Annotated in this window: 23 protein-coding genes and 1 riboswitch; of the genes, 11 read left to right on the top strand and 12 right to left on the bottom strand. The window is 73.5% G+C overall.

The annotated features are described in order from the left end of the window. Positions 1-43 precede the first annotated feature (43 nt). On the top strand, positions 44-1072 hold the full coding sequence (locus AC07DA_RS10060) for a 6-phosphofructokinase (protein ID WP_479126341.1): 1029 nt from the start codon (positions 44-46) through the stop codon (positions 1070-1072). Between the two features lie 49 nt (positions 1073-1121). On the opposite strand, the gene AC07DA_RS10055 is transcribed toward AC07DA_RS10060, so the two are convergent. Together AC07DA_RS10055 and AC07DA_RS10050 are read right to left on the bottom strand one after the other, a co-directional pair. Further along, complete coding sequence (locus AC07DA_RS10055; protein ID WP_479126339.1) at positions 1122-2987, bottom strand: anthranilate synthase family protein; 1866 nt, start codon at positions 2985-2987, stop codon at positions 1122-1124. A gap of 105 nt (positions 2988-3092) precedes the next feature. Next, positions 3093-3149: a trp operon leader peptide gene (locus AC07DA_RS10050; RefSeq protein WP_078625594.1), complete on the bottom strand. Its 57-nt coding sequence runs from the start codon at positions 3147-3149 to the stop codon at positions 3093-3095. Positions 3150-3244: 95 nt separating this feature from the next. Between AC07DA_RS10050 and AC07DA_RS10045 the strand changes: the two genes are divergently transcribed. Then, positions 3245-4597: a class II 3-deoxy-7-phosphoheptulonate synthase gene (locus AC07DA_RS10045; protein WP_479126337.1), complete on the top strand. Its 1353-nt coding sequence runs from the start codon at positions 3245-3247 to the stop codon at positions 4595-4597. A gap of 148 nt (positions 4598-4745) precedes the next feature. Further along, positions 4746-4979 (top strand): (2Fe-2S)-binding protein, encoded by a 234-nt coding sequence (locus AC07DA_RS10040; protein WP_479126335.1) that lies wholly within the window; start codon positions 4746-4748, stop codon positions 4977-4979. Between the two features lie 13 nt (positions 4980-4992). Here AC07DA_RS10040 and bfr read toward each other — a convergent pair whose 3' ends face one another. Next, the gene (bfr, locus tag AC07DA_RS10035; protein WP_479126333.1) at positions 4993-5469 is read right to left on the bottom strand and encodes a bacterioferritin; all 477 of its coding nucleotides are present in this window, start codon (positions 5467-5469) and stop codon (positions 4993-4995) included. A 176-nt stretch (positions 5470-5645) separates the two neighbouring features. On the opposite strand from bfr, the gene AC07DA_RS10030 reads away from it, so the two are divergent. Continuing rightward, a complete protein-coding gene (locus tag AC07DA_RS10030) occupies positions 5646-6296 on the top strand; it encodes a sulfite oxidase-like oxidoreductase (protein ID WP_479126331.1) in 651 nt (216 codons plus the stop codon). Positions 6297-6316: 20 nt separating this feature from the next. Here the strand turns inward: AC07DA_RS10030 and AC07DA_RS10025 are convergent, their stop codons facing one another. From AC07DA_RS10025 to thiO, 5 genes are all read right to left on the bottom strand, one after another. After that, complete coding sequence (locus tag AC07DA_RS10025; protein ID WP_479126329.1) at positions 6317-7195, bottom strand: deoxyribonuclease IV; 879 nt, start codon at positions 7193-7195, stop codon at positions 6317-6319. Positions 7196-7253: 58 nt separating this feature from the next. Next, on the bottom strand, positions 7254-9182 hold the full coding sequence (gene pknB, locus AC07DA_RS10020) for a Stk1 family PASTA domain-containing Ser/Thr kinase (protein ID WP_479126327.1): 1929 nt from the start codon (positions 9180-9182) through the stop codon (positions 7254-7256). A gap of 85 nt (positions 9183-9267) precedes the next feature. Next, positions 9268-10065 (bottom strand): thiazole synthase, encoded by a 798-nt coding sequence (locus tag AC07DA_RS10015; protein WP_479126325.1) that lies wholly within the window; start codon positions 10063-10065, stop codon positions 9268-9270. Between the two features lie 2 nt (positions 10066-10067). Further along, on the bottom strand, positions 10068-10268 hold the full coding sequence (gene thiS / locus AC07DA_RS10010; protein WP_479126323.1) for a sulfur carrier protein ThiS: 201 nt from the start codon (positions 10266-10268) through the stop codon (positions 10068-10070). Beyond that, a complete protein-coding gene (gene thiO, locus AC07DA_RS10005; protein WP_479126321.1) occupies positions 10265-11434 on the bottom strand; it encodes a glycine oxidase ThiO in 1170 nt (389 codons plus the stop codon). The genes thiS and thiO overlap by 4 nt, the downstream gene beginning before the upstream one ends. Continuing rightward, a riboswitch (TPP riboswitch) is annotated at positions 11432-11543 on the bottom strand. (Overlaps the previous gene by 3 nt.) 193 nt (positions 11544-11736) lie before the next feature. Between thiO and AC07DA_RS10000 the strand changes: the two genes are divergently transcribed. The 5 genes from AC07DA_RS10000 (at position 11737) to AC07DA_RS09980 (ending at position 16558) form a co-directional block, all read left to right on the top strand. Beyond that, a complete protein-coding gene (locus AC07DA_RS10000) occupies positions 11737-12978 on the top strand; it encodes an NAD(P)/FAD-dependent oxidoreductase (RefSeq protein ID WP_479126319.1) in 1242 nt (413 codons plus the stop codon). A gap of 131 nt (positions 12979-13109) precedes the next feature. Continuing rightward, positions 13110-13475 (top strand): Rv2175c family DNA-binding protein, encoded by a 366-nt coding sequence (locus AC07DA_RS09995; protein ID WP_094052488.1) that lies wholly within the window; start codon positions 13110-13112, stop codon positions 13473-13475. A gap of 350 nt (positions 13476-13825) precedes the next feature. Beyond that, positions 13826-14485: a thiamine phosphate synthase gene (gene thiE / locus AC07DA_RS09990; protein WP_479126316.1), complete on the top strand. Its 660-nt coding sequence runs from the start codon at positions 13826-13828 to the stop codon at positions 14483-14485. Positions 14486-14636: 151 nt separating this feature from the next. Further along, entirely contained in the window at positions 14637-15560 is a 924-nt protein-coding gene (gene metF / locus AC07DA_RS09985; RefSeq protein WP_479126314.1) for a methylenetetrahydrofolate reductase [NAD(P)H], read from the top strand. Between the two features lie 56 nt (positions 15561-15616). Next, positions 15617-16558, top strand: a complete 942-nt coding sequence (locus AC07DA_RS09980) for an SCO2102 family sporulation regulator (RefSeq protein WP_479126312.1) — start codon at positions 15617-15619, stop codon at positions 16556-16558. Between the two features lie 27 nt (positions 16559-16585). On the opposite strand, the gene AC07DA_RS09975 is transcribed toward AC07DA_RS09980, so the two are convergent. From AC07DA_RS09975 to AC07DA_RS09960, 4 genes are all read right to left on the bottom strand, one after another. Beyond that, positions 16586-18076: a phytoene desaturase family protein gene (locus AC07DA_RS09975; RefSeq protein ID WP_479126310.1), complete on the bottom strand. Its 1491-nt coding sequence runs from the start codon at positions 18074-18076 to the stop codon at positions 16586-16588. A gap of 453 nt (positions 18077-18529) precedes the next feature. Then, positions 18530-19159, bottom strand: coding sequence for a TetR/AcrR family transcriptional regulator (locus tag AC07DA_RS09970; protein WP_479126308.1), 630 nt, complete (start codon positions 19157-19159; stop codon positions 18530-18532). Positions 19160-19206: 47 nt separating this feature from the next. After that, complete coding sequence (locus tag AC07DA_RS09965; protein WP_479126307.1) at positions 19207-21291, bottom strand: YhgE/Pip family protein; 2085 nt, start codon at positions 21289-21291, stop codon at positions 19207-19209. Next, entirely contained in the window at positions 21263-22249 is a 987-nt protein-coding gene (locus AC07DA_RS09960; protein WP_479126305.1) for an ATP-binding cassette domain-containing protein, read from the bottom strand. The genes AC07DA_RS09965 and AC07DA_RS09960 overlap by 29 nt, the downstream gene beginning before the upstream one ends. A gap of 167 nt (positions 22250-22416) precedes the next feature. Here AC07DA_RS09960 and AC07DA_RS09955 point away from each other — a divergent pair, with 167 nt between their 5' ends. Both AC07DA_RS09955 and AC07DA_RS09950 read left to right on the top strand, forming a co-directional pair. After that, on the top strand, positions 22417-22980 hold the full coding sequence (locus tag AC07DA_RS09955; protein ID WP_479126303.1) for an SAV_6107 family HEPN domain-containing protein: 564 nt from the start codon (positions 22417-22419) through the stop codon (positions 22978-22980). 160 nt (positions 22981-23140) lie between these two features. Further along, on the top strand, positions 23141-23947 hold the full coding sequence (locus tag AC07DA_RS09950) for a methyltransferase (RefSeq protein ID WP_479126301.1): 807 nt from the start codon (positions 23141-23143) through the stop codon (positions 23945-23947). The last annotated feature ends 269 nt before the right edge of the window (positions 23948-24216 follow it).

Here is a 24216-nt window from a genome sequence, read left to right as displayed (position 1 = left end):
ACACTGACCTTTCGTCAGGCACCTGCGGCGAAGGGACTGTTCCATGCGCGTCGGAGTACTGACCGGAGGCGGCGACTGCCCCGGCCTCAACGCCGTCATCCGCGCCGTCGTCCGCAAGGGCGTGCAGGAGTACGGCTACGAGTTCACCGGTTTCCGGGACGGCTGGCGGGGCCTGCTGGAGAACGCCGCCGTCCCGCTCGGCATCCCCACCGTGAGGGGCATCCTGCCCCGCGGCGGCACGATCCTCGGCTCCTCGCGGACCAACCCGCTGAAGCAGGAGGACGGCATCCGCCGGATCAGGGAGAACCTCGCCGCGCTGCGGGTCGAGGCGCTCATCACGATCGGCGGCGAGGACACCCTGGGCGTGGCCGCCCACCTGTCCGACGAGCACGGCGTGCCCTGCGTGGGCGTCCCGAAGACCATCGACAACGACCTGTCGGCCACGGACTACACCTTCGGCTTCGACACGGCCGTCGGCATCGCGACCGAGGCCATCGACCGGCTGCACACCACCGCCGAGTCCCACATGCGGGTCCTGGTCGTGGAGGTGATGGGCCGGCACGCCGGCTGGATCGCCCTGCACTCGGGCCTGGCCGGCGGTGCCAACGTCATCCTCATCCCCGAGCAGCGCTTCGACGTGGAGCAGGTGTGCGACTGGGTGACGTCCCGCTTCCGGGCGTCGTACGCGCCGATCGTCGTCGTCGCCGAGGGCGCGATGCCCAAGGACGGGGACATGGTCCTCAAGGACCAGTCGCTGGACTCGTTCGGGCACGTCCGGCTGTCCGGGGTCGGGGAGTGGCTCGCCAAGGAGATCGAGAAGCGCACGGGCAAGGAGGCCCGCACGACCGTCCTGGGGCACGTCCAGCGCGGCGGCACCCCCAGCGCGTTCGACCGCTGGCTCGCCACCCGCTTCGGCCTGCACGCCGTCGACTGCGTCCGCGACGGCGCCTTCGGCATGATGGTCGCCCTGCGCGGCACGGACATCGTCCGCGTCCCCCTCGCGGACGCCACGGCCCGCCTGAAGACGGTGGACCCCGCCCTGTACGAGGAGGCCGGGGTCTTCTTCGGCTGACCCCGGGGCCCGCGGTGCCGGCCGGGGCGCGCGGCCCCGGCCGGCCGGGTCAGAGCGACGGCGCGCCCGTGCCCCGCAGCTGCGCCACCAGCTCCCGCACCACCCGCGCCCCGTTGAGCGTGAGCACCGACTCGGGGTGGAACTGCACACCCGCGAACCCGGGCCCGCGCAGCGCGTGCACCTCGCCGTTCGCGGCGCGGGAGACCTCGACCCCGTGGGCCGCCAGCTCGGTGGCCGTCTCGTCGTCGCAGCGGGCCACGTAGCTGTTGTAGAACCCGACCGTCTCGGGCCGCCCGAACAGGTCGATCTCCGTCTGCGCCCCCTGGTACGGCACGTCCTTGCGCACGATGTCCAGCCCCAGCTCGGCCGCGATCAGCTCGTGCCCGAGGCAGACGCCCAGCACCCCCTGCCGCTCGGCCCGGATCACCTCGGCGGTCAGCGAGCGCAGGAACCGCATCTTCGGATCGGCCGGGTCGGACGGGTCGCCCGGCCCGGGGCCCAGCACCACCGGGCCCTCGTGCGCGAGCACCGCCTGTCGCAGCCCCGGCTCGTCGTACCGCCGCACGCTCACCGCCAGGCCGCCGGAGCGCAGCACGTGCGCGAGCATCGCCGTGAAGGTGTCCTCCCCGTCGACGACCAGGGCGTGCCCGGCGAGTTCCCCGGAGCGCTCCTGCATCCGCAGCCAGAACGGAGCGAGCGAGGCCCGGCGCCCGTCCAGGGCCGCACGCACGCGCGGATCGTCGGCGAGCCGTGCGCGCGCGTGCTCGGCACGCGGCCGCGGCGGCCGTACGCCCAGGGCCGCCAGCACGCCGGCCGCCTTGGCGTGGGTCTCGGCGACCTCGCCCGCCGGGTCCGAGCCGCGTACCAGGGTCGCGCCGACCGCCACCCGCAGGTGCCCGCCGGCGGAGATGTCGGCGGTGCGGATGAGGATGGGGGAGTCGAGGGTCTGCGCGCCTCCCGCGTCCCGGCCGAGGAGGGCCAGCGCGCCGGCGTAGTAACCCCGGCCGCCGGTTTCGTGCCGTCCGATGACCCGGCAGGCGTTCTGCACCGGCGAGCCGGTGACGGTCGCGGCGAACAGGGTCTCCCTCAGCACCTCCCGCACGTCCAGCGAGGACTTCCCGCGCAGCTCGTACTCGGTGTGCGCGAGGTGGGCCATCTCCTTCAGCCGGGGCCCGACGACCACGCCGCCCATGTCACCGACGGCGCACATCATCTTGAGCTCCTCGTCGACGACCATCGACAGCTCCTCGGTCTCCTTGCCGTCGGCGAGGAAGTCCAGCAGGTGCTCGGGCGTCGGCCCTTCGGCGGGGTAGCGGTAGGTGCCGCTGATCGGGTTCATGACGACCGTGCCGCCGGACATCCGCACGTGGACCTCGGGACTGGCCCCCACCAGCGTGCGGTCGCCGGTGTGCACGACGAACGTCCAGTAGGCGCCCCGCTCGCCCTCCAGCAGCCGCCGGAACAGCGCGAGGGCGTCGGCCCGCCCGAACCCGGGGATCTCGCCCCGGTAGGTCCGCCGGATGACGAAGTTGGCGCCCTCGCCGCGCCCGATCTCCTCCTCCAGCACCCGCCCGACGATCCGCTCGTACTCCTCGTCGGCGACGTCGAAGCCCCCGCCGTCGACGCGGACGTCGTGCACCGGCAGCTGTTCCAGGGCCTCGGCCAGCGGGACGGTGTACGACTCCTCGGGCGTCAGGGCCAGCAGGGGCGTGCCGTCGTCGCGGACGTCGAAGCCGCGCTCGCGGATCTGCCGGAAGGGCACGAGCGCGAGGCTCTCGTCGGGGAGGCCGGCCAGCCGCTCGTGGGCGGCGACGGGGCCGATCAGGACCTCGACCAGCGCGTGGTCGTGGCCCGGGGTGCGGCGGTGGAGCAGGGCGAACGGACGGGGATCGTCCGGCAAGCCGAGCAGGTTCATGGGTCCGTGCTCCTTCTCGGAGAAACTCAGAGGGAGAGGAACGGACCCCGGAAACACCGAAGGCCGCCCCTCGGGCGGCCTTCGCGACGTCGTGGGTACGCGCAGTCAGCGGGCCGCCGGATGAGCGGTCCACCACCAGGTCTGGGTCGAGTGCGCGAACATGCCGGGCACCCTACCCCATGTCCGGGGGCGTGCCCGGTGTCTCACTTCCTGGGCATGGGTCTGGACCCCCGACACGACCCCGTAATGTTGAGACCGTGACCGTGAACGCTAAGACCAGCGCGAGTGCTGGCAACACCTGGCGAGACCTGCCCGCGGCGCAGCAGCCCGAGTACCCCGACCCCGAGGCTCTGCGCGCAGTGATCGCGGACCTCGAGTCGTATCCGCCGCTCGTCTTCGCGGGCGAGTGCGACCAGCTGCGCGCCCGGATGGCGGCCGTCGCCAAGGGAGAGGCGTTCCTCCTCCAGGGCGGCGACTGCGCCGAGGCCTTCGACGCGGTGTCCGCGGACCACATCCGCAACAAGCTGAAGACCCTGCTCCAGATGGGCGCCGTGCTGACGTACGCCGCGTCCGTGCCGGTCGTGAAGGTCGGCCGGATCGCCGGCCAGTACTCCAAGCCGCGCTCGAAGCCGACCGAGACCCGCGACGGCGTCACCCTGCCCACCTACCGCGGTGACTCGGTCAACGGCTTCGACTTCACCGAAGAGGCCCGCGTCCCGGACCCCGAGCGGCTGAAGCGGATGTACCACGCCTCCGCCTCCACGCTGAACCTGGTGCGCGCCTTCACCACCGGCGGCTACGCCGACCTGCGCCAGGTCCACGCCTGGAACCAGGACTTCGTGAAGTCGTCCCCGTCGGGGCAGCGCTACGAGCAGCTGGCCCGCGAGATCGACCAGGCGCTGAACTTCATGCACGCCTGCGGGGCCGACCCCGAGGAGTTCAAGACGGTCGAGTTCTACGCCTCGCACGAGGCGCTGCTGCTCGACTACGAGTCCGCCCTGACCAGGGTCGACTCGCGCACCGGGCAGCTGTACGACGTCTCCGCGCACATGGTGTGGATCGGCGAGCGCACCCGGCAGCTGGACCACGCGCACATCGAGTTCGCCTCCAGGATCCGCAACCCGATCGGCATCAAGCTGGGTCCGACGACCACGGCCGAGGACGCGCTGCAGTACATCGAGCGCCTCGACCCGGAGCGGGAGCCCGGCCGGCTGACGTTCATCGTCCGCATGGGCGCCGACAAGGTCCGCGACAAGCTCCCCGAGCTGGTCGAGAAGGTCACCGCGTCCGGCGCGACCGTGGCCTGGGTGACCGACCCGATGCACGGCAACACCTTCGAGGCGGCCTCCGGGCACAAGACCCGCCGCTTCGACGACGTGCTCGACGAGGTCAAGGGCTTCTTCGAGGTCCACAAGGCGCTCGGCACGCACCCGGGCGGCATCCACGTGGAGCTCACCGGCGACGACGTCACCGAGTGCGTGGGCGGCGGCGACGAGATCTTCGTCGACGACCTGCACCAGCGCTACGAGACGGCCTGCGACCCGCGGCTCAACCGCAGCCAGTCGCTCGACCTGGCGTTCCTCGTGGCGGAGATGTACAGGGACCAGTAGCGGGTCCGCCTGTTACCGGGCATCGACTGGGGCGCGGATCACATGCGATCCGCGCCCCTCCCGGCTTTTGTGCCTCTCACCCGGCGGGTAAGGTTAGGTTAGCCTCACCGATCAACGGGGCGGCAGCAGAGAACGACCCCGTCGGGAGGTGGACCGCGTGTACGTCTGCAGTTGCTTCGGGATCACCGAGCAGCAGGTCAAGCAGCACGCGGACGGCGGCGCCTGCACTCCCCGCCAGATAGCCTCCGCCTGCAAGGCGGGCACGGACTGCGGGTCGTGCGTGCGCCGGATCCAGGCGATCCTGGGCAGGGGCGCCTGCCCCCGCCGTGAGCTGGCCGACCGGGGCGAGCCGGTGCTCGCGGAGCTGGAAGACGCCGCCTGACGCCGGTCCCCGGCTAGCTCGGCTGCTCGATCTGCTGGGCGATGTACAGCGCCTCGCCGAGCTTGTCGATCAGCTCCAGCTGTGTGTCCAGGTAGTCGATGTGGTGCTCCTCGTCGGCGAGGATCTCCTCGAAGAGGTTCGCGGACGTGATGTCGCCCTTGCTGCGCATCACCTCGATCCCGCGCTTGAGGCGGTCGATGGCCTCGACCTCGATCTGCCGGTCGGCCTGGAACATCTCGGTGACCGTCTGGCCGACCCGTACGTGGAAGAGCCGCTGGTAGTTGGGCAGCCCGTCCAGCATCAGGATGCGTTCGGTGATCCGGTCCGCGTGCTTCATCTCGTCGATGGACTCTTCACGCGTGTACTTGGCGAGCTTGGTCCAGCCCTTGTTGTCCTGGATCCGGTAGTGCAGCCAGTACTGGTTGATCGCCGTCAGCTCGCCGGTCAACTGCTCGTTCAGGAATTCGAGGACCTCGGGGTCGCCCTGCATCGCAGAGGCTCCTTCCAACGCGGGGGAACTGCCAGGTTGCGCCGCATGATTTCACCGGTGACGAAGATCGTCCAGTAAGTCTTCACTTAGTAAGTAAGGGCATGCTTAGTTCCAATTGCCCGAGTTTGCGGTGCCCCGGGTCAGGGGCACCGGCCGAGGTCTGTCAGGATGGAGTCATGGGTCAGCCGCTGGGACACGCATCGGGAGAAGGGCGCGACGCGGCAGGAGAGACGCAGCCCGGCCTCCCCCCGGGGCAGCGGGTGCAGCGCGGCTGGCCGGTCACGCACTACGGGCCCGTCCCCAAGTTCCGGCCCGAGCGCTGGGAGTTCCGGGTCTTCGGCGCCACCGCCGACGGGGGCAAGCACTGCTGGTCCCACGAGGAGTTCACGGCCCTGCCGCACACCAGCGTCGTGGCCGATCTGCACTGCGTCACGAAGTTCAGCATGCTGGGCGCCGAGTGGGGCGGCATCCCCGCGCGCACCATCCTCGACCTCGCCCCGCCCGCGGACGACGTCACCCATGTGATGGTGTGGGCCGAGTACGGATTCAGCTCCAACCTGCGGCTGTCCGACTTCGCGAACGAGCGGGTGCTGTTCGCCACCCACAAGGACGGCGAACTCCTCACCGCCGAGCACGGCTTCCCGCTCCGCCTGATCGTGCCCCACCTGTACGCCTGGAAGGGCCCCAAGTGGGTGCGCGGCGTGGAGTACATGACCGCCGACCGGCGCGGCTTCTGGGAGGAGCGCGGCTACCACAACATCGGCGACCCCTGGCGGGAGCAGCGCTACTCGTACCAGGAGGGGCCCGGGGACGGCCCCGAGCTCTGACCCCGCGCCCGCCCGGAGCGTCAGCCGTCGCGCAGTTTCTTCAGCCGCTCCACGTCTGCGGCGTGCCCCTCCTTGCCGCCCGGCGTCTCGATGACCAGCGGCACGCCCTCGGTCGCGGGGTGCGTCATCAGCGCCCGGAACGGGTCCTCGCCGATGTGGCCGAGGCCGATGTTCTCGTGCCGGTCCTTGTGGCCGCCCACCACGTCCTTGGAGTCGTTGGCGTGGATCAGCTTCAGCCGGCCCTCCCCGACCGTGTCCACCAGCAGGTCCAGCGTCTGGTGCATGCCGCTCGGGCCGGTCAGGTCGTGGCCCGCCGCGAAGACGTGGCAGGTGTCCAGGCACACGCCCAGCATCGGATGGGCGTCCAGCGCCTCGAAGTACGGGCCGAAGTCCCACGTCCGCGAGCACAGGGAGGCGCCCTGCCCGGCCGTCGACTCCAGCAGCAGGAACGGGTCGTCGTCGTGGGTCAGCTCGTCCAGCAGCGGCAGCAGGTGCTCGCGCACCTGCTTCAGCGCCACGGACCGCTCCCGGCCGCCGGTCGCGCTGCCCGTGTGCACCACCACGCCCCGCGCGCCGATCTCCCGCCCCCGCCGCAGCGCGTGCCGCAGCGACTCCGCCGACCGCTCCACGGTCGCCTCGGTGTGCGAGCCGAAGTTGATCAGGTAGGGGGCGTGTACGTACACGGGGATGGACGCGGCCTCGCACGCCGCGCGGAACGCCTCGTCCTGCTGCGGGTTCCCGGCCGGTGTGGCCCAGCCGCGCGGGTTGGCGACGAAGACCTGGACGGTCTCCGCCTTCAGGTCACGGGCGTACGACAGGCCGACGCGGTGGAGCCCGCCGGCCACCGGGACATGGCCGCCCACGGGGTTGCGGATCGGGCCGGACAGCTGATTGTTCACCCGTTCAGGGTGTCATGTCCCCGGCCGTGCCCCGGCCACGGGCGGGGGCGCCCGGCCGTCACCTGATCTCGATCGTGATCGACGAGCCCTTGGGCGCCGTCTCGCCGCCCTCGACCGACTGGCCCTTGACGGTGTCGCCGAACAGGCCGAGCAGCCCGCGGTCCTCGTCGACCCGGAACCCGGCGCCCTCCAGCGCCCGCCTGGCCTCGCCGACACTGTCGCCGACCACGTCCGGCACCTCGACCATCTCGGGGCCCTTGGACAGCGTCAGGGTGACCGTGTCGCCCTCGGCCGCCCGGCCTCCGGGGCCGGGGCTCTGCCGCACGACCTGGCCCTTGCCGAACTCCGAGGAGTGGACCCGCTCGGCGGCGATGCGCACCTTCAGACCGGCTTCCGCCAGCTCGGCCCGGGCGTCGGCCTCGTCGTCACCGGTGACGTCCGGGACGTCCACGGGGCTGCCCTTGCTGACGACGAGCGCGACGGCCGTGCCCGCGCGCACCTTCGTGCCGTCCGCCGGCCGCGCCGAGACCACCGAGCCGCGCGGCACGTCCTCGCTGAACTCCCGCGTGACCATGCCCGGCTCCAGCCCGTCCTGCTTCAGCAGGGACCGCGCCTCGTCCAGCTTCCGGCCGGCCAGGTCGGGCACCCGCACGGTCTCGGGGCCGTCCGAGACGGTGATGCTCACCGCGTCGTTGCCGCGGATGCGCGTCCCGGCCTCGGGGTCGCTGCTGATGATCCGGCCGCGCTCGACGGTGTCGCTGTAGGCGTGCTCGACCTCGCCGAGCTCCAGACCGGCCTGAGCCAGCCGCTCCTCGGCCTGGGCCTGGGTCTTGGCCAGCAGCGGGGGGACCTCGGTGAACTGGCCCGAGTTGATGTACCAGATGCCCGTGCCGAGACCGAGCACCAGCAGGACGGCCACCACGATCGTCATCGGGCCGCGCCGGGGCCCCGTGCGGCGCCGGGGCGCGGGCGGCGGGGAGGCGAAACGGCTCGTGCGGTCGAGCTCCGCCCCGGGCGCCTCGTCCTCGTCGACCGGCAGCGGGCGCGGTGTGGTCAGCGCGCGCGGGATCACGCTCGTGCGGTCGTCGGCGTTGTCGTGGCCGGCCGCGAGCGCCTGGGGCGGCACGGAGTCCAGCTGCTCCTCGCTCAGCCGGCCGCGCCCGTCGCGGACCTGCGCGAGCAGGGCCACCGCGTCGTGGGGCCGGATCTCCGGCGTGCGGGCGGTCGCCGAGGCCACCATCTCGTCCAGCTCGTAGGCCAGGCCGGGGACGGCGGCCGAGGGCGGCGGGACGTCCTCGTGCAGGTGCTTGTAGAGGATCACGGCGGGGGAGTCCCCGTCATGCGGCTTGTCGCCGGTCAGCATCTCGTAGAGCATCACGCCGCACGCGTAGACGTCGACGCGGGGGTCGGCCGTGCCGTTCTCTATCTGCTCCGGGGCGAGGTACGAGACCGTGCCGAGCACCGTGCCGGTGGTGTTGGTCACCGTGTCCACCGCCCGGACGAGTCCGAAGTCGGCGACCTTGACCCGGCCGTCGTCCCCTATCAGGACGTTCTCCGGCTTCATGTCGCGGTGCACGAACCCGGCGCGGTGCGCGGCGCCCAGGGCGGCCAGCACCGGCTCCAGGATGTCCAGGGCGGCCCGCGGCTGCAGCGCCCCGCGCTCGCGCAGCACGTCCCGCAGGGTGCAGCCCGCGACGTACTCCATGGCCAGGTAGACGTACGAGCCGTCGGTGCCCTGGTCGAAGACCTGCACCACGTTCGGGTGGGCCAGCCGGGCGACCGACTTCGCCTCACGGATGAACCGCTCGACGAACGAGGCGTCGACCGCGAGGGAGGGGTGCATCACCTTGAGCGCGAGGATCCGGTCCAGGCGGGTGTCCACGGCCCGGTAGACCGTGGCCATCCCGCCGACCGCGATCCGCGCGTCGACGCGGTACCGGCCGTCGAGCACCTGCCCGACCAAGGGGTCCTGAAGGGTCGTGTCCACGCAGGGGAGTCTACGAGCCACGACCGGCAGCCCCGTCCGCCCGGCGGATTCGGGGCGGGACTGCAGCCGTCCTGTGACGTGTCCCCTACCGGAAGGCGGGACGCTCCGGATCGAGCGCGGCCAGGCCCTCCGCGGGCGACGACGCCTGCGCGAAATGCCGCCGCGGGATCCGGCCCGCCCGGTGGGCCAGCCGCCCCGCCTCCACGGCGTGCCGCATGGCGTCGGCCATCAGCACCGGCTCCTGCGCCCGCGTCACGGCCGAGGCGAGCATCACACCCGCGCAGCCCAGCTCCATCGCCAGCGCCGCGTCCGAGGCCGTCCCGGCCCCCGCGTCCAGGATCACCGGGACCCGCGCCCGCTCGACGATCAGCTGGAAGTTGTGCGGGTTGCGGATGCCGAGCCCGGAGCCGATCGGCGAGCCGAGCGGCATGACCGCCGCGCAGCCCACGTCCTCCAGCTTCCGCGCCAGCACCGGGTCGTCGTTGGTGTACGGCAGCACCGTGAACCCGTCGTCGACCAGCGTCTCGGCCGCCTCCAGCAGCTCGATCGGGTCCGGCAGCAGCGTGCGCTCGTCGGCGATGACCTCCAGCTTGATCAGGTCGGTGCCGAGGGCCTCGCGCGCGAGACGGGCCGTGAGGACGGCCTCGCCGGCGGTGAAGCAGCCCGCGGTGTTGGGCAGCACCCGGATGCCGAGCCGGTCGAGGACGGACAGCACCGAGCCGTGCACCGAGGGGTTCACGCGGCGCATCGCGACCGTCGTCAGCTGCGTCCCGGACGCCACCAGCGACCGCTCCAGCACGTCGAGGCTGGGCGCCCCGCCCGTGCCCATGATCAGCCGGGAGGTGAAGGTCGTACCCCCGAGGACGAAGGGATCGTCGGCCATGGTCAGCCTCCTTGGACGGCGGTGAGGACCTCCACGCGGTCTCCCTCGGAGAGGGGCGTGGACGGCCACTGGGCGCGCGGGACGACGGTTTCGTTGAGGGCGGCGGCCACTCCCGAGGGCGACGCGGTGAGCGACCGCACGACGGCGTCGAGAGCCGTGCCGGGCCGGACGTCCCGGGGCTCCCCGTTGACGGAGATGTTCATGCGGGCTGCTCCGTGAGTGCGGTGACGGTACTGAAGCGCTTGGGGGTGAACGGGCGGGCCTCCTCGGGGAGTTCGCCCGTGGTCAGGGCGTGCGCCAGGGCGTCGCCGGTCACCGGCGTGAGCAGGACGCCGTTGCGGTGGTGCCCGGTGGCCAGCAGCAGGCCCTCCAGACCGGTCGGGCCGAGCAGGGGCGCGTTGTCGGGGGAGCCGGGACGCAGCCCGGCCCGGGTCTCGGTGAGCGGCAGCTCGGTGATGCCGGGGACCAGCTCGTGCGCGTCGCGCAGCAGCTCGTAGACCCCGCCCGCGGTCACGGTGGTGTCCCAGCCGAGCTCCTCGCTGGTCGCCCCGACGACCAGCTCCCCGCTCTCGCGCGGCACCAGGTAGACGTGGCTGCCGCGCACCACCGCGCGCACGGTCCGGCTCAGGAACGGCCCGTGCCGCCCCGGCATCGTCAGCCGCAGGACCTGCCCCTTCACGGGCCGTACGGGCGGCAGCACTTCCGGTGGGACGCCCGCCAGGCGTCCGCTCAGGCTGCCCCCGGCGAGTACCACCTGCCCGGCGCCCAGCCCGGTGCCGTCGGCCGTGACGGCACCGGCGGCCCGCTCCCCGGCGACGGTGAGCCGCTCGGCCCACACCCGGTGGAAGACCACACCGGCCCGCTCGCAGGCGGCGACCAGCGCCCCGGCCAGCCGCCGGGGGTCGACCTGGTGATCGCCGTCCACCCGCAGGCCCCCGCGCACGCCCGGCGCGAGCATCGGCTCCAGGCGCCGGCACTCGCGCCCGGACAGCCACTGGGAGTCCAGGCCCGACTGCCGCTGCAGGGCGTGCAGCTCGCGCAGGTGGGCCCGGTCGTCGGCGTCCAGGGCCACGGCGAGGGTGCCGCAGCGGCGGTAGCCGAGGTCGTGGCCGGTCAGCTCGGTGAGCTCGGCCGCGAAGTCCGGGTAGCGCCGGGCGGAGGCGAGGTTCAGGCCGAGCAGGGTCTGCTCGCCGTAGTGCAGCTCCGTGACGGCGGCCAGCATCCCGGCCGCCACCTGCGCGGCCCCGCCGCCCGGCTCGGGGTCCACCACCGCGGTGGCGAGCCCGCGCTGCGCGGCCCGCCAGGCCGTGACCAGTCCGATGATCCCGCCCCCGATGACGAGGACGTCTGAGGTTCGCGTACGCGACATGGGCGTCCAGCCCCTCCCTTCGCCGGCATGACCCGGATCAGGTTCGTACGGTCGGAGGCCGCCAGCCTCCCTCTCAGCCCGGTGCGTCCGGGCTCCCGCGAGTCTTTGCGTGAGCCACCCTAGCCGGACGCCGCGGGGGGCAGTAAGGGAGCCTCCCCCGCGGATCCGGCCGCGGCGGCGTCGTAGGCGGCCCGTTCCGGGGTATGCGCAAGGACGGACCCGGGCGGCGGGACGGGCGCTGTGGAGCAGGTCACGGCGCAGGAGCACTGACTGACGGAATGTCAGTTGACTATGGTGATTAGGTGAGCGAGCAGACGCAGGAACCAGGGTCGTCCGGGGCACGGCGCGTGGTCGTGGCGGGCGCGGGCATGGCCGGTGTGCAGACCGCGGTCGCGCTGCGGGAGCGGGGCTTTCCCGGCGCGGTGCTCCTGATCGGCGCCGAGCCCCACCAGCCCTACGACCGGCCGCCGTTGTCCAAGGCCGTCCTGCTCGGCAAGTCCGAGGGCTCCGCCTTCGACGTCGACTTCGAGGCCCTCGGCATCGAGCTGCGACTCGGCTGCGAGGTGCTGGGCGTGCGCCCCGCCGAGCACGAACTGGACACCGAGGACGGGCCCGTGCCCTACGACGTCCTGGTCGTCGCCACCGGTGCCGAACCGGTCCGGCTCCCGGGCGCGGAGGGCGTGCCCGGCGTGCACCTGCTGCGCACCCTGGACGACGCGGAGCGGCTGCGCCCGGTCCTCGCCCGCCAGCAGGCCATCGTGGTCGTCGGCGCGGGCTGGATCGGCGCGGAGTTCGCCACCGCCGCGCGGGAGGCGGGCTGCGCGGTGACCGTGGTGGAGGCCGCCGAACGGCCGCTCGCCGGGGCGCTGCCCGCCGAGGTCGCCGCACCGATGGCCGGCTGGTACGCCGACGCGGGAGCGGTGCTGCGCACGCACGCGCGCGTGGAGCGTGTCGAGCCCGGCGCGGTCCTCCTGGACGACGGTTCGCGGCTGCCCGCGGGCGCGGTCGTGGTCGGCATCGGCGCCCGCCCGGCCACCGCATGGCTCGCCGGCTCCGGGATCGAGCTGGGCGCGCACGGCGAGATCGTGGCCGACGAGCACCTGCGCGCGTCCGTGCCGGACGTGTACGCGGTCGGCGACTGCGCCTCCTTCCCCTCGGGGCGGTACGGCGAGCGCCTGCTGGTGCACCACTGGGACAACGCCCTCCAGGGGCCGCGCACGGTCGCGGCGAACATCGTCGGCCGGGCCACGGGCGAGACGCCGGCGGTCTACGACCCGGTCCCGTACTTCTGGTCCGAGCAGTTCGGCCGGTTCGTGCAGTACGCCGGGCACCACGCGGACGCCGACAGGACCCTGTGGCGCGGCGACCCGTCCGGTCCGGCCTGGACGGTGTGCTGGCTGCGCGGCGGGCGCCTGGTCGCGCTGCTGGCGGTGGGCCGTCCCCGGGACCTGGCGCAGGGGCGCCGTCTGATCGAGTCGGGCACGCCGATGAACCCGGTGTTGCTGGCGGACCCGGCGCGGCCGATGAAGGCGGCCGTGGCGTAGGGCCCGCGGCCGGTGCGGCCGTGGCGTGGGGCCCGCGGCCCGCTGTCCGGGCGGGTGCCGGGCCCGGCGCGTCCGCCCGGGTGGACCGGGCCGGCTTCCGACTGTCAGTGGCGGATGGCAGGCTGGTTCCCGTGACCGAGATTGACGCAAAGATCGATGCTCTCGTCCCTGCCTGGCTCACCCTCCCCGACATCGCCGAACAGTTCGGCGTCGAGGTGACGCGGGTGCGGCAGCTGGTCAAGGAGGGCCAGCTCATCGCCGTACGCCGCGGTGAGAACCGCGCGCTGCACGTCCCCGCGGACTTCATCGACGGGGACAAGGTCGTCAAGGGCCTGTCCGGGACCCTGACGCTCCTGCGGGACGACGGCTTCACGGTCGAAGAGATGCTGGAGTGGCTCTTCACCCCCGACCCGTCCCTGCCCGGCACCCCGGCGCAGGCACTCCGTGAGAACCGCGGCACGGAGGTGAAGCGCCGCGCCCAGGCGCTCGCGGTCTGACCGACCCCGACCGAACAACCGTCCGGCGCCGTGCGAGCGGGGCCGGACCCGAACAACCGCCCGTAGGGGGCCGTGACCCGTGGGGTCACGGCCCGGGGACCAGCCGCGCCCCTTCCGGGCCCAGGGGGGTGTCCCGGCCGGCCGGGGGACAGGCGTAGGGTGCCCGGGGCGTCGTGGCGGACAGGCGGCCTGCCCGTACCGTGCGCCCCCGTGCGGCCACCGGCGTACCGCACACACGGGTACGGCACCGGCGCAGCGCACGCACGCCCACAGCGCCGACGCACCGCACACCCGTACGGCACCGACGTCCCGCGGGCGCACCCGCGGCACCGACCTCCAGGGGGACATCCATGCCCGGCACCGCCACCACCACCGCCCGCGCCCGGCTCGCCGACGCCCGGGTCTACCTGTGCACCGACGCCCGCAAGCGGCAGGGCGATCTCGCCGAGTTCCTGGACGCCGTGCTGACGGGCGGTGTCGACATCGTGCAGTTGCGCGACAAGGGCATGGAGGCCGCCGAGGAGCTGGAGCACCTGGCCGTCTTCGCCGACGCCTGCGCCCGGCACGGCAAGCTGCTCGCGGTCAACGACCGCGCGGACGTCGCCCACGCCGCCGGCTCGGACGTGCTGCACCTCGGCCAGGGCGACCTCCCGGTCCCCGCGGCCCGCGCGATCCTCGCCGACGACGTCCTGATCGGCCGCTCCACCCACGCCGAGTCCGAGGCCGCCGCGGCCGCCGCCCAGGACGGCGTGGACTACTTCTGCACCGGACCGTGCTGGCCCACCCCCACCAAGCCCGGCCGCCACGCCCCCGGCCTGGACCTCGTCCGGTACACCGCGGCCCTCGGCACCGACCGCCCCTGGTTCGCCATCGGCGGCATCGACCTGACCACGCTCGACCAGGTCCTGGAGGCGGGCGCCCGGCGTGTCGTCGTCGTCCGGGCGATCACCGAGGCCGACGACCCCGGCGCGGCGGCGGCCGAGTTCGCCAAGCGGCTGCGGCAGGAGTAGCCCGGGCGGCTCCTCCCGGAAGCGCGGTCGCGGGGCGGACCTGTTCCTGTTCAAGGGGCGGACCTGTCCAAGGGGTGGACAGTAAGTAGACAAATAGGGCAAACCGCGGCGCCCGGTTGGGGGACCGTCCGCCCCTGGCTAACCTGCCGATATGGCCCTCGGCACCGCATCCATCAGGTCGGACCACGCGCGCACCGTCCGTGACATGCTCGCGACCGGCAAGACGACGTACTCGTTCGAGTTCTACGCCCCGAAGACGCCGAAGGGCGAGCGGATGCTGTGGAACGCGCTGCGGCGCGTCGAAGCCGTGGCACCCGACTTCGTCTCCGTGACCTACGGCGCCGGCGGCTCCACCCGCGCGGGCACGGTCAAGGCGACCGAGGCGATCGCCTCCGACACCACCCTCACGCCGATCGCCCACCTCACCGCGGTCGACCACTCGGTGGCCGACCTGCGCAACATCATCGGCCAGTACGCCGACGCCGGGATCCGCAACATGCTCGCCCTGCGCGGCGACCCGCCCGGCGACCCGATGGGCGAGTGGGTGCCGCACCCCCGCGGCCTCGCCTACGCCGCCGAACTCGTCGAACTGATCAAGGCGTCCGGCGACTTCTGCGTGGGGGTCGCCGCCTTCCCGGCGATGCACCCGCGCTCCACGGACTGGGACACCGACGTCCGTCACTTCGTCGACAAGTGCCGCGCGGGCGCCGACTACGCCATCACGCAGATGTTCTTCCACCCGGAGGACTACCTCCGGCTGCGCGATCGCGTCTCGGCGGCCGGCTGCGACACCCCGATCATCCCCGAGGTCATGCCGATCGCCAGCGTGCGGACGCTGGAGCGGATCGGCTCCCTCACCAACGCCGCGTTCCCGGTCGCCCTGAAAGAGCGGATCCTCACAGCACAAGACGATCCGGCCGCTGTACGCTCCATTGGGATCGAATTCGCCACGGAGTTCTGTGCGCGGCTGCTCGCCGAGGGTGTGCCCGGCTTGCACTTCATCACGCTCAACAACTCCACCGCGACGCTGGAGATCTACGAGAACCTGGGCCTGCACGACCGACAGCAGGCCTAGACCGTTCGCACCGGTATACGACACACTGCGTAGCGGCCACTGGGAGAGGGGCGTACATGGGCTGGGCGGTCCTCTACATCGCGTTCGGCATCGTCGCGCTGTGGCTGCTGGGCGAGGTGCTGCTGCAGTACAAGGCGCGGCTGCGCTGGCGGCTGCTGGCCTTCGTCGGCTTCCTGGGCGTCGTGGTCGGCGTGCTCATCCCGTCCGTCGTCGTGATCGGACTGGGCGCGGCCGCCTTCGCGGTCGGGCAGACCTATGTCACCCTCTCCTTCCGCAGCGGCTTCTCGGCCGGCTGGGCGATGAACGCCCCGATGCTGGGCGGCAGCAAGCGCCGGCGCGGTGAGCGCGGCCGCCAGGAACCGACCCTCGAGGTCTCCGGCCTGGAGGCGGCCGACGGCGGCTACGGCGACGACGCCGGTGACCACCGCCGCGACACCGGCGCCTACGGCCACGACGACGACTACGACCGCGACGACGTCTTCACCCCGGCCCGCCCCGCCCGGGAGACCGCGGCCGAGGCCACCGCCGTCTACGAGCCGCAGCCCGTGCCGGAGGACACCGGCTCCTACGGGCTCTACGGCGACAACGGCTACGCCCAGCCGGGCGACCCGTCCCACGGCCAGTACGCCGCCCAGCACACCGACCCGTCCCACGCCTACGACTACTCCGGCTACGGCCCGCAGCAGGACTACGACGCGGGCGGCCGGCAGCAGTACGCCGCCTACTCCGACCCGTACATCGGCTCCTCGAACTACGGCCAGACCCCGTACGACACCGGATACGGCGACCAGCAGTACTACGGCCAGCAGCAGCCGTACGGAACGGACCAGTACGCCGGGACGTACGGCGGCGAGACCCCGCCCGGCGGGGTGTGGGTGCCGCAGCAGCGCAACACCGACGAGTACGGGCAGGAGCTGCCGCCCGAGCAGGCCTACCCCTACCAGGGCGGCGGGCAGCAGCCGCACGGCAACGGCTTCGACGAGCAGTACCGTTTCTGAAGCGCCCGGACCCGGGAACCGGGCCGGTCACTGAGAGCCACGGAAGTCCGGCCCCTCCACGATCAGTCCCGCCACCAGCGCGCCCGACATGCCCGCGTGCGGCAGCCCGCCGCCCGGGTGCGCCCAGCCGCCCACGGCGAACAGGCCGGGCACGCGCGTGCTGTTGGACGGGTGCAGCAGCCGCCCCCCGGACGCCGCCAGCGCGGGCACGGGCACGGCGCCGCCCTCCGCCCCCGTCTCCTCGGCGGTGTCGGCCGGAGTGCGCACCTCCTGCCACAGGAGGCGGTCGCGCAGGTCGGGCAGGGCGCGTGCGGCGGCGCTGACCATGCGTGCGGCGAGAGCGTCCCAGGGTCCGTCCAGCCGTGCGGGCACCACCGACGTCAGCGTCACCGCCTCGTGGTTCTCCGGTGCCGACCGCGGATCGCCGGGCCGCAGGACCGTCACGGTGGGCTGCGTGTCCCGCGCCGCCGCGCCGGACAGGGCCGCCAACTCCGCCTCCCGCTCCGGGGCGTGCACCACCGTGCGGTGGGCCGTGCCCTCGGGGCGTGCGCCGCGCAGGGCGAGCAGGACGGTCAGCCGGCCGGCCGTGGCCGGCCGCGGCGGCACCTCGCCGCCGGACCGCACCCCGTGGCCCGCCGTCAGCCGCTCCAGGACGCCGGGGGCGATCCCGGCGACCACGAAGTCGGCCTGGGCGACCGTCCCGTCGGACAGCTCGACCCCACAGGCCCGGCCGTCCTTCTCCCGGACGGCCGTGACGTCGGCGCCGAAGTGGAACTCCACCCGCCGGGCCACGCACCGCTCGTACACCGCCCGGGCCAGCTCGCGCATCCCGCCGCGCACGTACCAGGTGCCGAAGGCGTGCTCCATGTACGGCAGGACGGCCGCGCTGGCCGGGGCGGTCCGGGGGTCCAGACCCCAGGCGAGGGCGTACCCCTCCAGCAGGGCCGTGAGCCGGGGATCGCGCAGCTCCCAGGCCCCGACCTCGGCGAGCGTGCCGGCCCGGCGGGTGCGCAGCAGGCGCTTGTGGGGCACCGCCGGGTAGGGCTCGCGCTCGGCCAGCACCTGCCAGTTGGGCCACAGGGGCTCCTCCAGGAGGGGGCGGCGGGTCCGGTCCCAGGCCTCGCGGGCCCGCACCAGGAAGTCGCCCCACCGCTTCCCGGCACCCGCGCCGAGAGCCTCGTCCAGGGCGGCGACGACACCCGCGCGGGAGGCGTTCGGCAGCGACACCGCCGTGCCGTCCGCGAACACGTGCCGGGACGAGGGGTCGACCTGGACCAGCTCGACGCACGCCTCCAGCGGCTCCTTGCCGGTCTTGACGAACAGGTCGCGGTAGACGGCGGGCAGCGGCAGCAGGCCGGGCCCGGTGTCGAAGGAGAAACCGTCGCGCTCGAAGCGGCGCAGCGCTCCGCCGTACGTGTCCGTCCGTTCGTACACCGCCACCCGGTGGCCCGCGACGGCCAGCCGGGCGGCGGCCGCCAGCGCGCCCATCCCGGCGCCGATCACCGCAATCCGTGCCATGCCAGGGACTTTATCGGCCGCCCCGGCGGGCCGGCCGGGCCACCCGGCGAGTACGGGCGCGGACGCGTTCGGGACCAGGCGGCGGCACAGCGCCGTGGGCCCGCGCACGCAGGACTGAGTACTCGTACCTAGTGGGGGAGTTGAGTACGCGCGCGGATGGGGCGGGACCCGCGTGCAGGAGAGAGTGGAGACACGGAGAGGGGCTCGGCTCCGGCACCGGCGACACGGGGCGCCGGAACGGGGCCGGCCCGCGATCCGCTCCTTCCGCCGACGGCGTGTCGGCGGGAGCGAGGCACGGGGGAGAACCGGGGGACGACCGCAACGGGGGCCCTGCGGGGGGACGCACGGGGGAGCAGGGGAAACGGGGGAGCACGGAAGGCGCCGGTTCGAGGTGGCCCGCGGGGGACGCGGCCACAGCGGACCGGCGCTTTCGTCCGGGCACCGGCGGCGCCGTCAGCGGCAGCCGCTGACCCGCCCCTGGAGCAGCCGCGACAGCGCCGCGTGGACGTCGTCCAGGGAGCGCTCCGGCTGGAAGGACTTCCAGTCGAGCGCCGCCACCAGGACCATGCCGACCAGGGCCGCCGCCGTCAGCGGCACATCGATCTCCTCGCTGAGCTCACCGTTGCCGACACCCTCGCGCAGGACGCCCTCCACGACCGCGACGGCCTCCTGCCGCACCACCATCAGCGTCGACTGCCAGGCCCGGTTGGTGCGCCACAGCTCGGCCACGTACAGCTGTGTGAAGGCCGGGTAGCGGTCGATGAAGACCAGGCCCGCGCGGATCATCGCGTCCAGTGCGTCGACCTTGCCGCCGCCGTCCCGGGCGGTGCGCTCGGCCGCTTCCCGGAGCGAGGCGGTGAGGAGGCCCACCCCGTGCCGCAGCAGTTCCTCGAAGAGGACGGACTTGCTCGCGAAGTTGTAGTAGACCGTGCCCTTCGCGACCCCGGCACGCTCGGCGATCTCGTCCACGGTGGTGGCGGAGAACCCCTGCTCGGCGATGAGCGTGACGGCCGCCTCGTAGAGCTTTTGCCGGGTGGCCTCGCGGCGCGTGCTGCCGCCCGACGCGACACTGCTGCTTTCCATGGCCCTGATTGTCACAGGAACCTTTCCGGGAGACGTGACGGAAGGGGTCACAGGCTCAGCTCCGGGTGCAGCCGGTCCAGCGTCCACACCTGGCGCCGGCGGGCCGCCACGGCGGTCAGCGCGAGCGCGCCGGCGGTGAACGCCGTCAGCACTACGCACCCCTGCCACACCGGTTCGAGACCACCGCCGGTGATGAGCCGCCGCAGCGCCTCGACGACGTAGCTCATCGGCAGGAACGGGTGCAGCGCGTTGAAGAAGCCCGGGCTGGTCTGCACGGGGTACGTGCCGCCCGCCGAGGTCAGCTGGAGCATCAGCAGCGCGAGCACGAGGATCCGGCCCGCCGCCCCGAAGCGCGCGTTCAGCCACTGCACGATCGCCGCGAAGCACGCCGTCACCAGGAACAGGAAGCCCACCGTCCCGGCCGCCCGCACCATCTCCAGGCCGACCGCCCAGTGCAGCACCGCCATCAGCGCCACCGTCTGCAGCACCCCGATCGCCACCACGGGCAGCCAGCCCGCCAGCGCGATCCGCCACGCCGGCGCGCCCGCGGCGAGCGCGCGCCGGTTCATCGGCGCGATCAGCATGTACGCCACCATCGCGCCCACCCACAGGGACAGCGGGATGAAGTACGGCGCGAACCCGGTGCCGTAGTTGGGCGCCTTGTGCAGGTCCTGGGAGGCGAGCCGCACGGGGTCGGCCATGACCTCGGTACGCCGCTCGCGGTCCGGCTTGTCGTAGTCGGGGATCTTCTCCGCCCCGTCGTGCAGCCCGCCGGCGAGCCGGCCGGAGCCGTCGACGAGCTTGAAGATGCCGCCGTTGAGGTCGTCCGCGCCGGTCTTGAGTTCACCGACGCCCTCGTCCAGGTCCACGGCCCCGGTCTTGGCCTTGCCGAGCCCGGTGTGCAGCTTCTTGGCGCCCGCGGCGACCCGGGCGGCCCCGTCGTTGAGCTTGTTGATCTTCTTGACGGCGTCGTCGAGGTCCTCGGACAGGTGGGGCGCGCGGTCGGCCAGCGCCTGGGACTGCTTCTGCAGGATGGCGAGGTTCTTGTCCAGCTCGTCCAGGTCGCCGTCCTGGTCCGCGATCAGCGTGTTGAGGTCGTCGGCGATCAGGGTCACGTCGGCGGCCGCGTCCTTGGCCTTCTCGAGGTCGGCGCAGGCGGCGTCCGGCAGGGCGGGGTCCTCGCAGCGCCGGGTGTGGACGTCGGTCAGCGTGGCGGACGCCGCGCGGGCGCCCTTGGCCGCGGTCGGGGCCCTCTTCACCAGGGCCTCCAGGTGCTTGCGGACCGCCCCGGAGGAGTCGGCGACGAGCTGGGCCGTGTCACCGATGGCCTTCTCGTTGCCCTTCAGGAAGGGACGGACCTTGCCCGCGGTGCCGTTGACCTTGCCGGCGAGCGTCTGCGTGCCGTCCGCGACCCCCTGGGAGCCGTCCTTCAGGTCGCCCGCGCCCTTGGTGAGCTTCTTCAGGGCACTGGCGAGCCTGCCGCTGCCGGCCTCCGCGTCCTTCAGGCCGTCGGCGAGGTCCTTGGAGCCCTTCTCCGCCTTGCCGATGCCGCTGTTGAGCCGGTCGGCGCCCTTGGCGGCCCGGACGGTCCGGCCGTGGATGTCGGAGAACGACACGAAAATCCGGTCCAGGAAGGAGCGCGAGGTCTTCGTGGACGCGGCCTGCCGCACCTCGCCGAACACCGTCCGGGAGATCTGGCCGACGATGTAGTTGTTGGCGTCGTTGGTGCGCACCTGCAGGGCGCCGGTCTCCGGGGTGTTGCCGGAGCTGGAGGCGATCCGCTCGCTGAAGTCGGCGGGCATGGTGAGCGACAGGTAGTACGTGCCGTCCTCGACGCCCCTGCGGGCCTCGGCGGCGCCGACCTCGTGCCAGTCGAAGGTCTTGCTGTCGCGCAGGCCCTTGGCGATGTCGTCGCCCGCCGTGATCCTCCTGCCGTCGGCGGTCGCTCCCCTGTCGTCGTTCACCAGCGCCACGGGGATGCGGTCCAGGCGGCCGTACGGGTCCCAGAACGACCACAGGTACAGCGCGCCGTACAGCAGCGGCAGCACCAGCAGCGCGACGAGTGCGGCGCGCGGCAGCTTGCCCCGGCCGAAGCGGCGGAGCTCAAGAGCGGCCAGTCTCGGCGAGCGCATCGGCCTTCCCCTCTCCCTGATCTCCCTGATCTGCGTTCTCGCCGACGCTGGACTGCCGGTCTCCGGCGGATTCCCGGTCTGCGGCGGGCTGCCGACCCCCGGCGGTCCGCCCGCCCCCGGTGCCCCGGTCCTCCTGCGGGGACTGTTCGCCCTCGGTGCCCGGGTCCTCCTGCGGGGACTGTTCGCCCCCGGTGCCCCGGCCCTCCTCCCGGGACTGCTCGCCCCCGGTGCCCGGGGCGTGCCCGGTGGCCTGCGCGTCCCGGTCCTGGGTGGACACCCGCAGGGCGTCCGCGGGCGCCTCGCTGCACACCGCCACGACCGTCGTCCCGGCCTCCGTGAGGGACCTGAGCAGGGCCCAGACCTCGACCCGCTCGGCGTCCGAGAGCTTGAGGTCGGTGTCGTCGACGCCGAGCAGCCGGGGGCGGCCGACCAGTGCGAGCGCGACCGACAGCCGCAGGGCTTCGAGGCGCTCCAGGTCCCGTACGGCGGTACGCGGCCCCTTGGGCAGGCTCTCCAGGTCGAGACCGGCGGCGGCCAGCGCCGCGCCGACGCGCCGTCCGGCCTCGGCCGCCCGCTCGCCGCGGGGCCGCAGCAGGCCGCGCAGGGAAGCGCCGAAGCGGCGCTGGAGCAGGGCCCGCTCCCGCAGCTGCTCGCCGACCGTGAGCGCCGGATCCAGGTCGGTGACCCCCGGCACGTGCGCCAGGGCGCTGACCCGGCGCACCGCCGGCATCTGCTTCGGCAGCCGGGCGTCGCCGATCGCCGCCGTGCCCTCCGTGACCTTCATCCGCCCCGTCAGCGCCAGCAGCAGACACGTCCGGCCGGACCCCGACGGACCCTCCAGCGCGACGAGCGTCCCAGGCGCGGCCTCCACCGAGATCCCCCGGACCGCCCACCCTCTGGGCCCCTTGATCCCGAGACCCTCGGCGGCGATCCGCACCCCTCCCGTCGGTTCCCCCACAAGACTCCCCACAAATTGAACTGACTGGTCAGTGCAAAAATTACTCCGAACCTACGAGCGAGGCAAAACGGCAGGTCAGATCGGATTGTCAGTGCCATACCTCACGATGGGTCACATACGGCACTCCGTAACGGACGCGCCGTCACACAGACGACAGGAGGTTCGTCATGGCCAGCTACCACGCAGCAGCCGCCCGCCGGCGCCGCGCCACCGGCCCTGCCCCCTCACTGACCGGCCCGGCGAGCGACGTGCACCCCGTGCTGCGCCGGGCCTCTGCCCCGCCCGCCGCCCTCGACCTGCTCGCCCAGGCCCGCGCCGGTCTGGACGAGGCCGCCGTCCTGGAGACCCCCAACGAGCGCTACGCGAGGGCCCACCTGGCCGCCCTGCGCACCGCCGCCGCCGTGCTCGCCGCCCGCGGCAGGCCGGAGACCTCGCCCCGGGCGCGGGCCAAGATCCGAAGCGCGTGGGAAGTGCTCCCCGAGATCGCGCCCGAACTGTCCGAGTGGAGCGCGCTGTTCGCCTCCGGCGCCCGGCGCCGCGCCCGGGCCGAGGCGGGCATCCAGGGCGCGGCCACCGATCGGGACGCCGACGACCTGATACGCGACGTGTCGATGTTCCTGCGCCTCGTCGAGCGCATGCTGGTCCTCCAGCCGGTCCTCCCGCAGCCCCGGCCCGACCAGGACCGGCCCGACGACCGGGGAGCGGGGGCGGACATGCCGGACGCGGGCTGACCGGCCGCGAAGGTGCCGGCACCGGGCATGCCGGGCGCCGGGCCGGAGGCAATAGGGTGGGGGACGCCTGAAGTCTTCCCTCCCCGAGGCCGGGGCCGGGGAAGGCAGCCCGTTCGCTCCGCCGCGCAAGAGGCGGTGCCGCGCCGAGGAGTCAACTGCCGTGTCGGACCCGATGCGCCCCCGCGCCTCACTCCGTACCGCCGTGGTCTGGGATGTCCTCCAGGACGCCCTGGACCGCCGCGTCAAGGCCACGGGCCGGGAGTCGCTGGACGTCCTCGACACCGGAGGCGGCAGCGGCCACTTCGCCGTGCCCGTCGCCCGTCTCGGCCACCGGGTCACCGTCGTCGACCCCAGCCCCAACGCGCTGTTCGCGCTGGAGCGCCGCGCCGCCGAAGCCGGTGTCGCCGACCGCGTCAAGGGCGTGCAGGGCGACGCCCACGGCCTCTTCGACGTGGCCGAGCGCGGCGGCTACGACGCGGTGCTGTGCCACGGCGTCCTGGAGTACGTGGACGACCCGGCCGAGGGTGTGCGCAACGCGGTCGCGGCGCTGCGCGGGGAGGGCGTCCTCAGCGTGCTCGCGGCCGGGCTCGGCGGCGCCGTGCTGGCCCGGGCCCTCGCCGGACACTTCAAGGAGGCCAGGCAGGCACTCGACGACCCGAACGGACGATGGGGCACGGGTGACCCGGTCCCGCGCCGCTTCACCGCCGAACAGCTCACCGGTCTGGTCGAGGGCGCGGGTCTCAGGGTCGGCGCCGTGCACGGCGTGCGGGTCTTCGCCGACCTCGTCCCGGGCGTCCTCGTGGACACCGAGCCGGGCGCCCTGGAGGCGCTGCTGAAGCTGGAGGAGGCGGCGGCGGAGCTCCCGGCCTTCCACTCGGTGGCCACGCAGCTGCACGTGCTGGGCGAGAGCGGCGAGACCGGTGAGACCGGCGGGGTCAACGAGACGCCGGGGGCCGGTGAGGCATGAGCCGCCTCCTGGGGTACCGCCGCTGATCAGCGGCTCGGCGGCGCATGGAGTACGCCACAGGCCCCCCGAATGGGGGCTTGGCGCCGTATGATCGAGGGAGACCGTTCCGGCATGACGGGTCGGCCGCCGGGGAATGACAGCCTCAGCGAGCCGGGACGTCCGTGGCGGATTCCGGTTGGCCAATTGGCGCAGAGGGGCGGGTTTCACGGGGGCGATTCCCTGCCTATCCTGAAGGGACCCCCCGGGTCGCCCCGGCGACTGCACGATGA

Source organism: Streptomyces sp. NPDC044921 (assembly GCF_056432865.1).
Note: the sequence above shows the minus strand (reverse complement) of the source record. Positions and strands in the feature narration are given on the sequence as shown.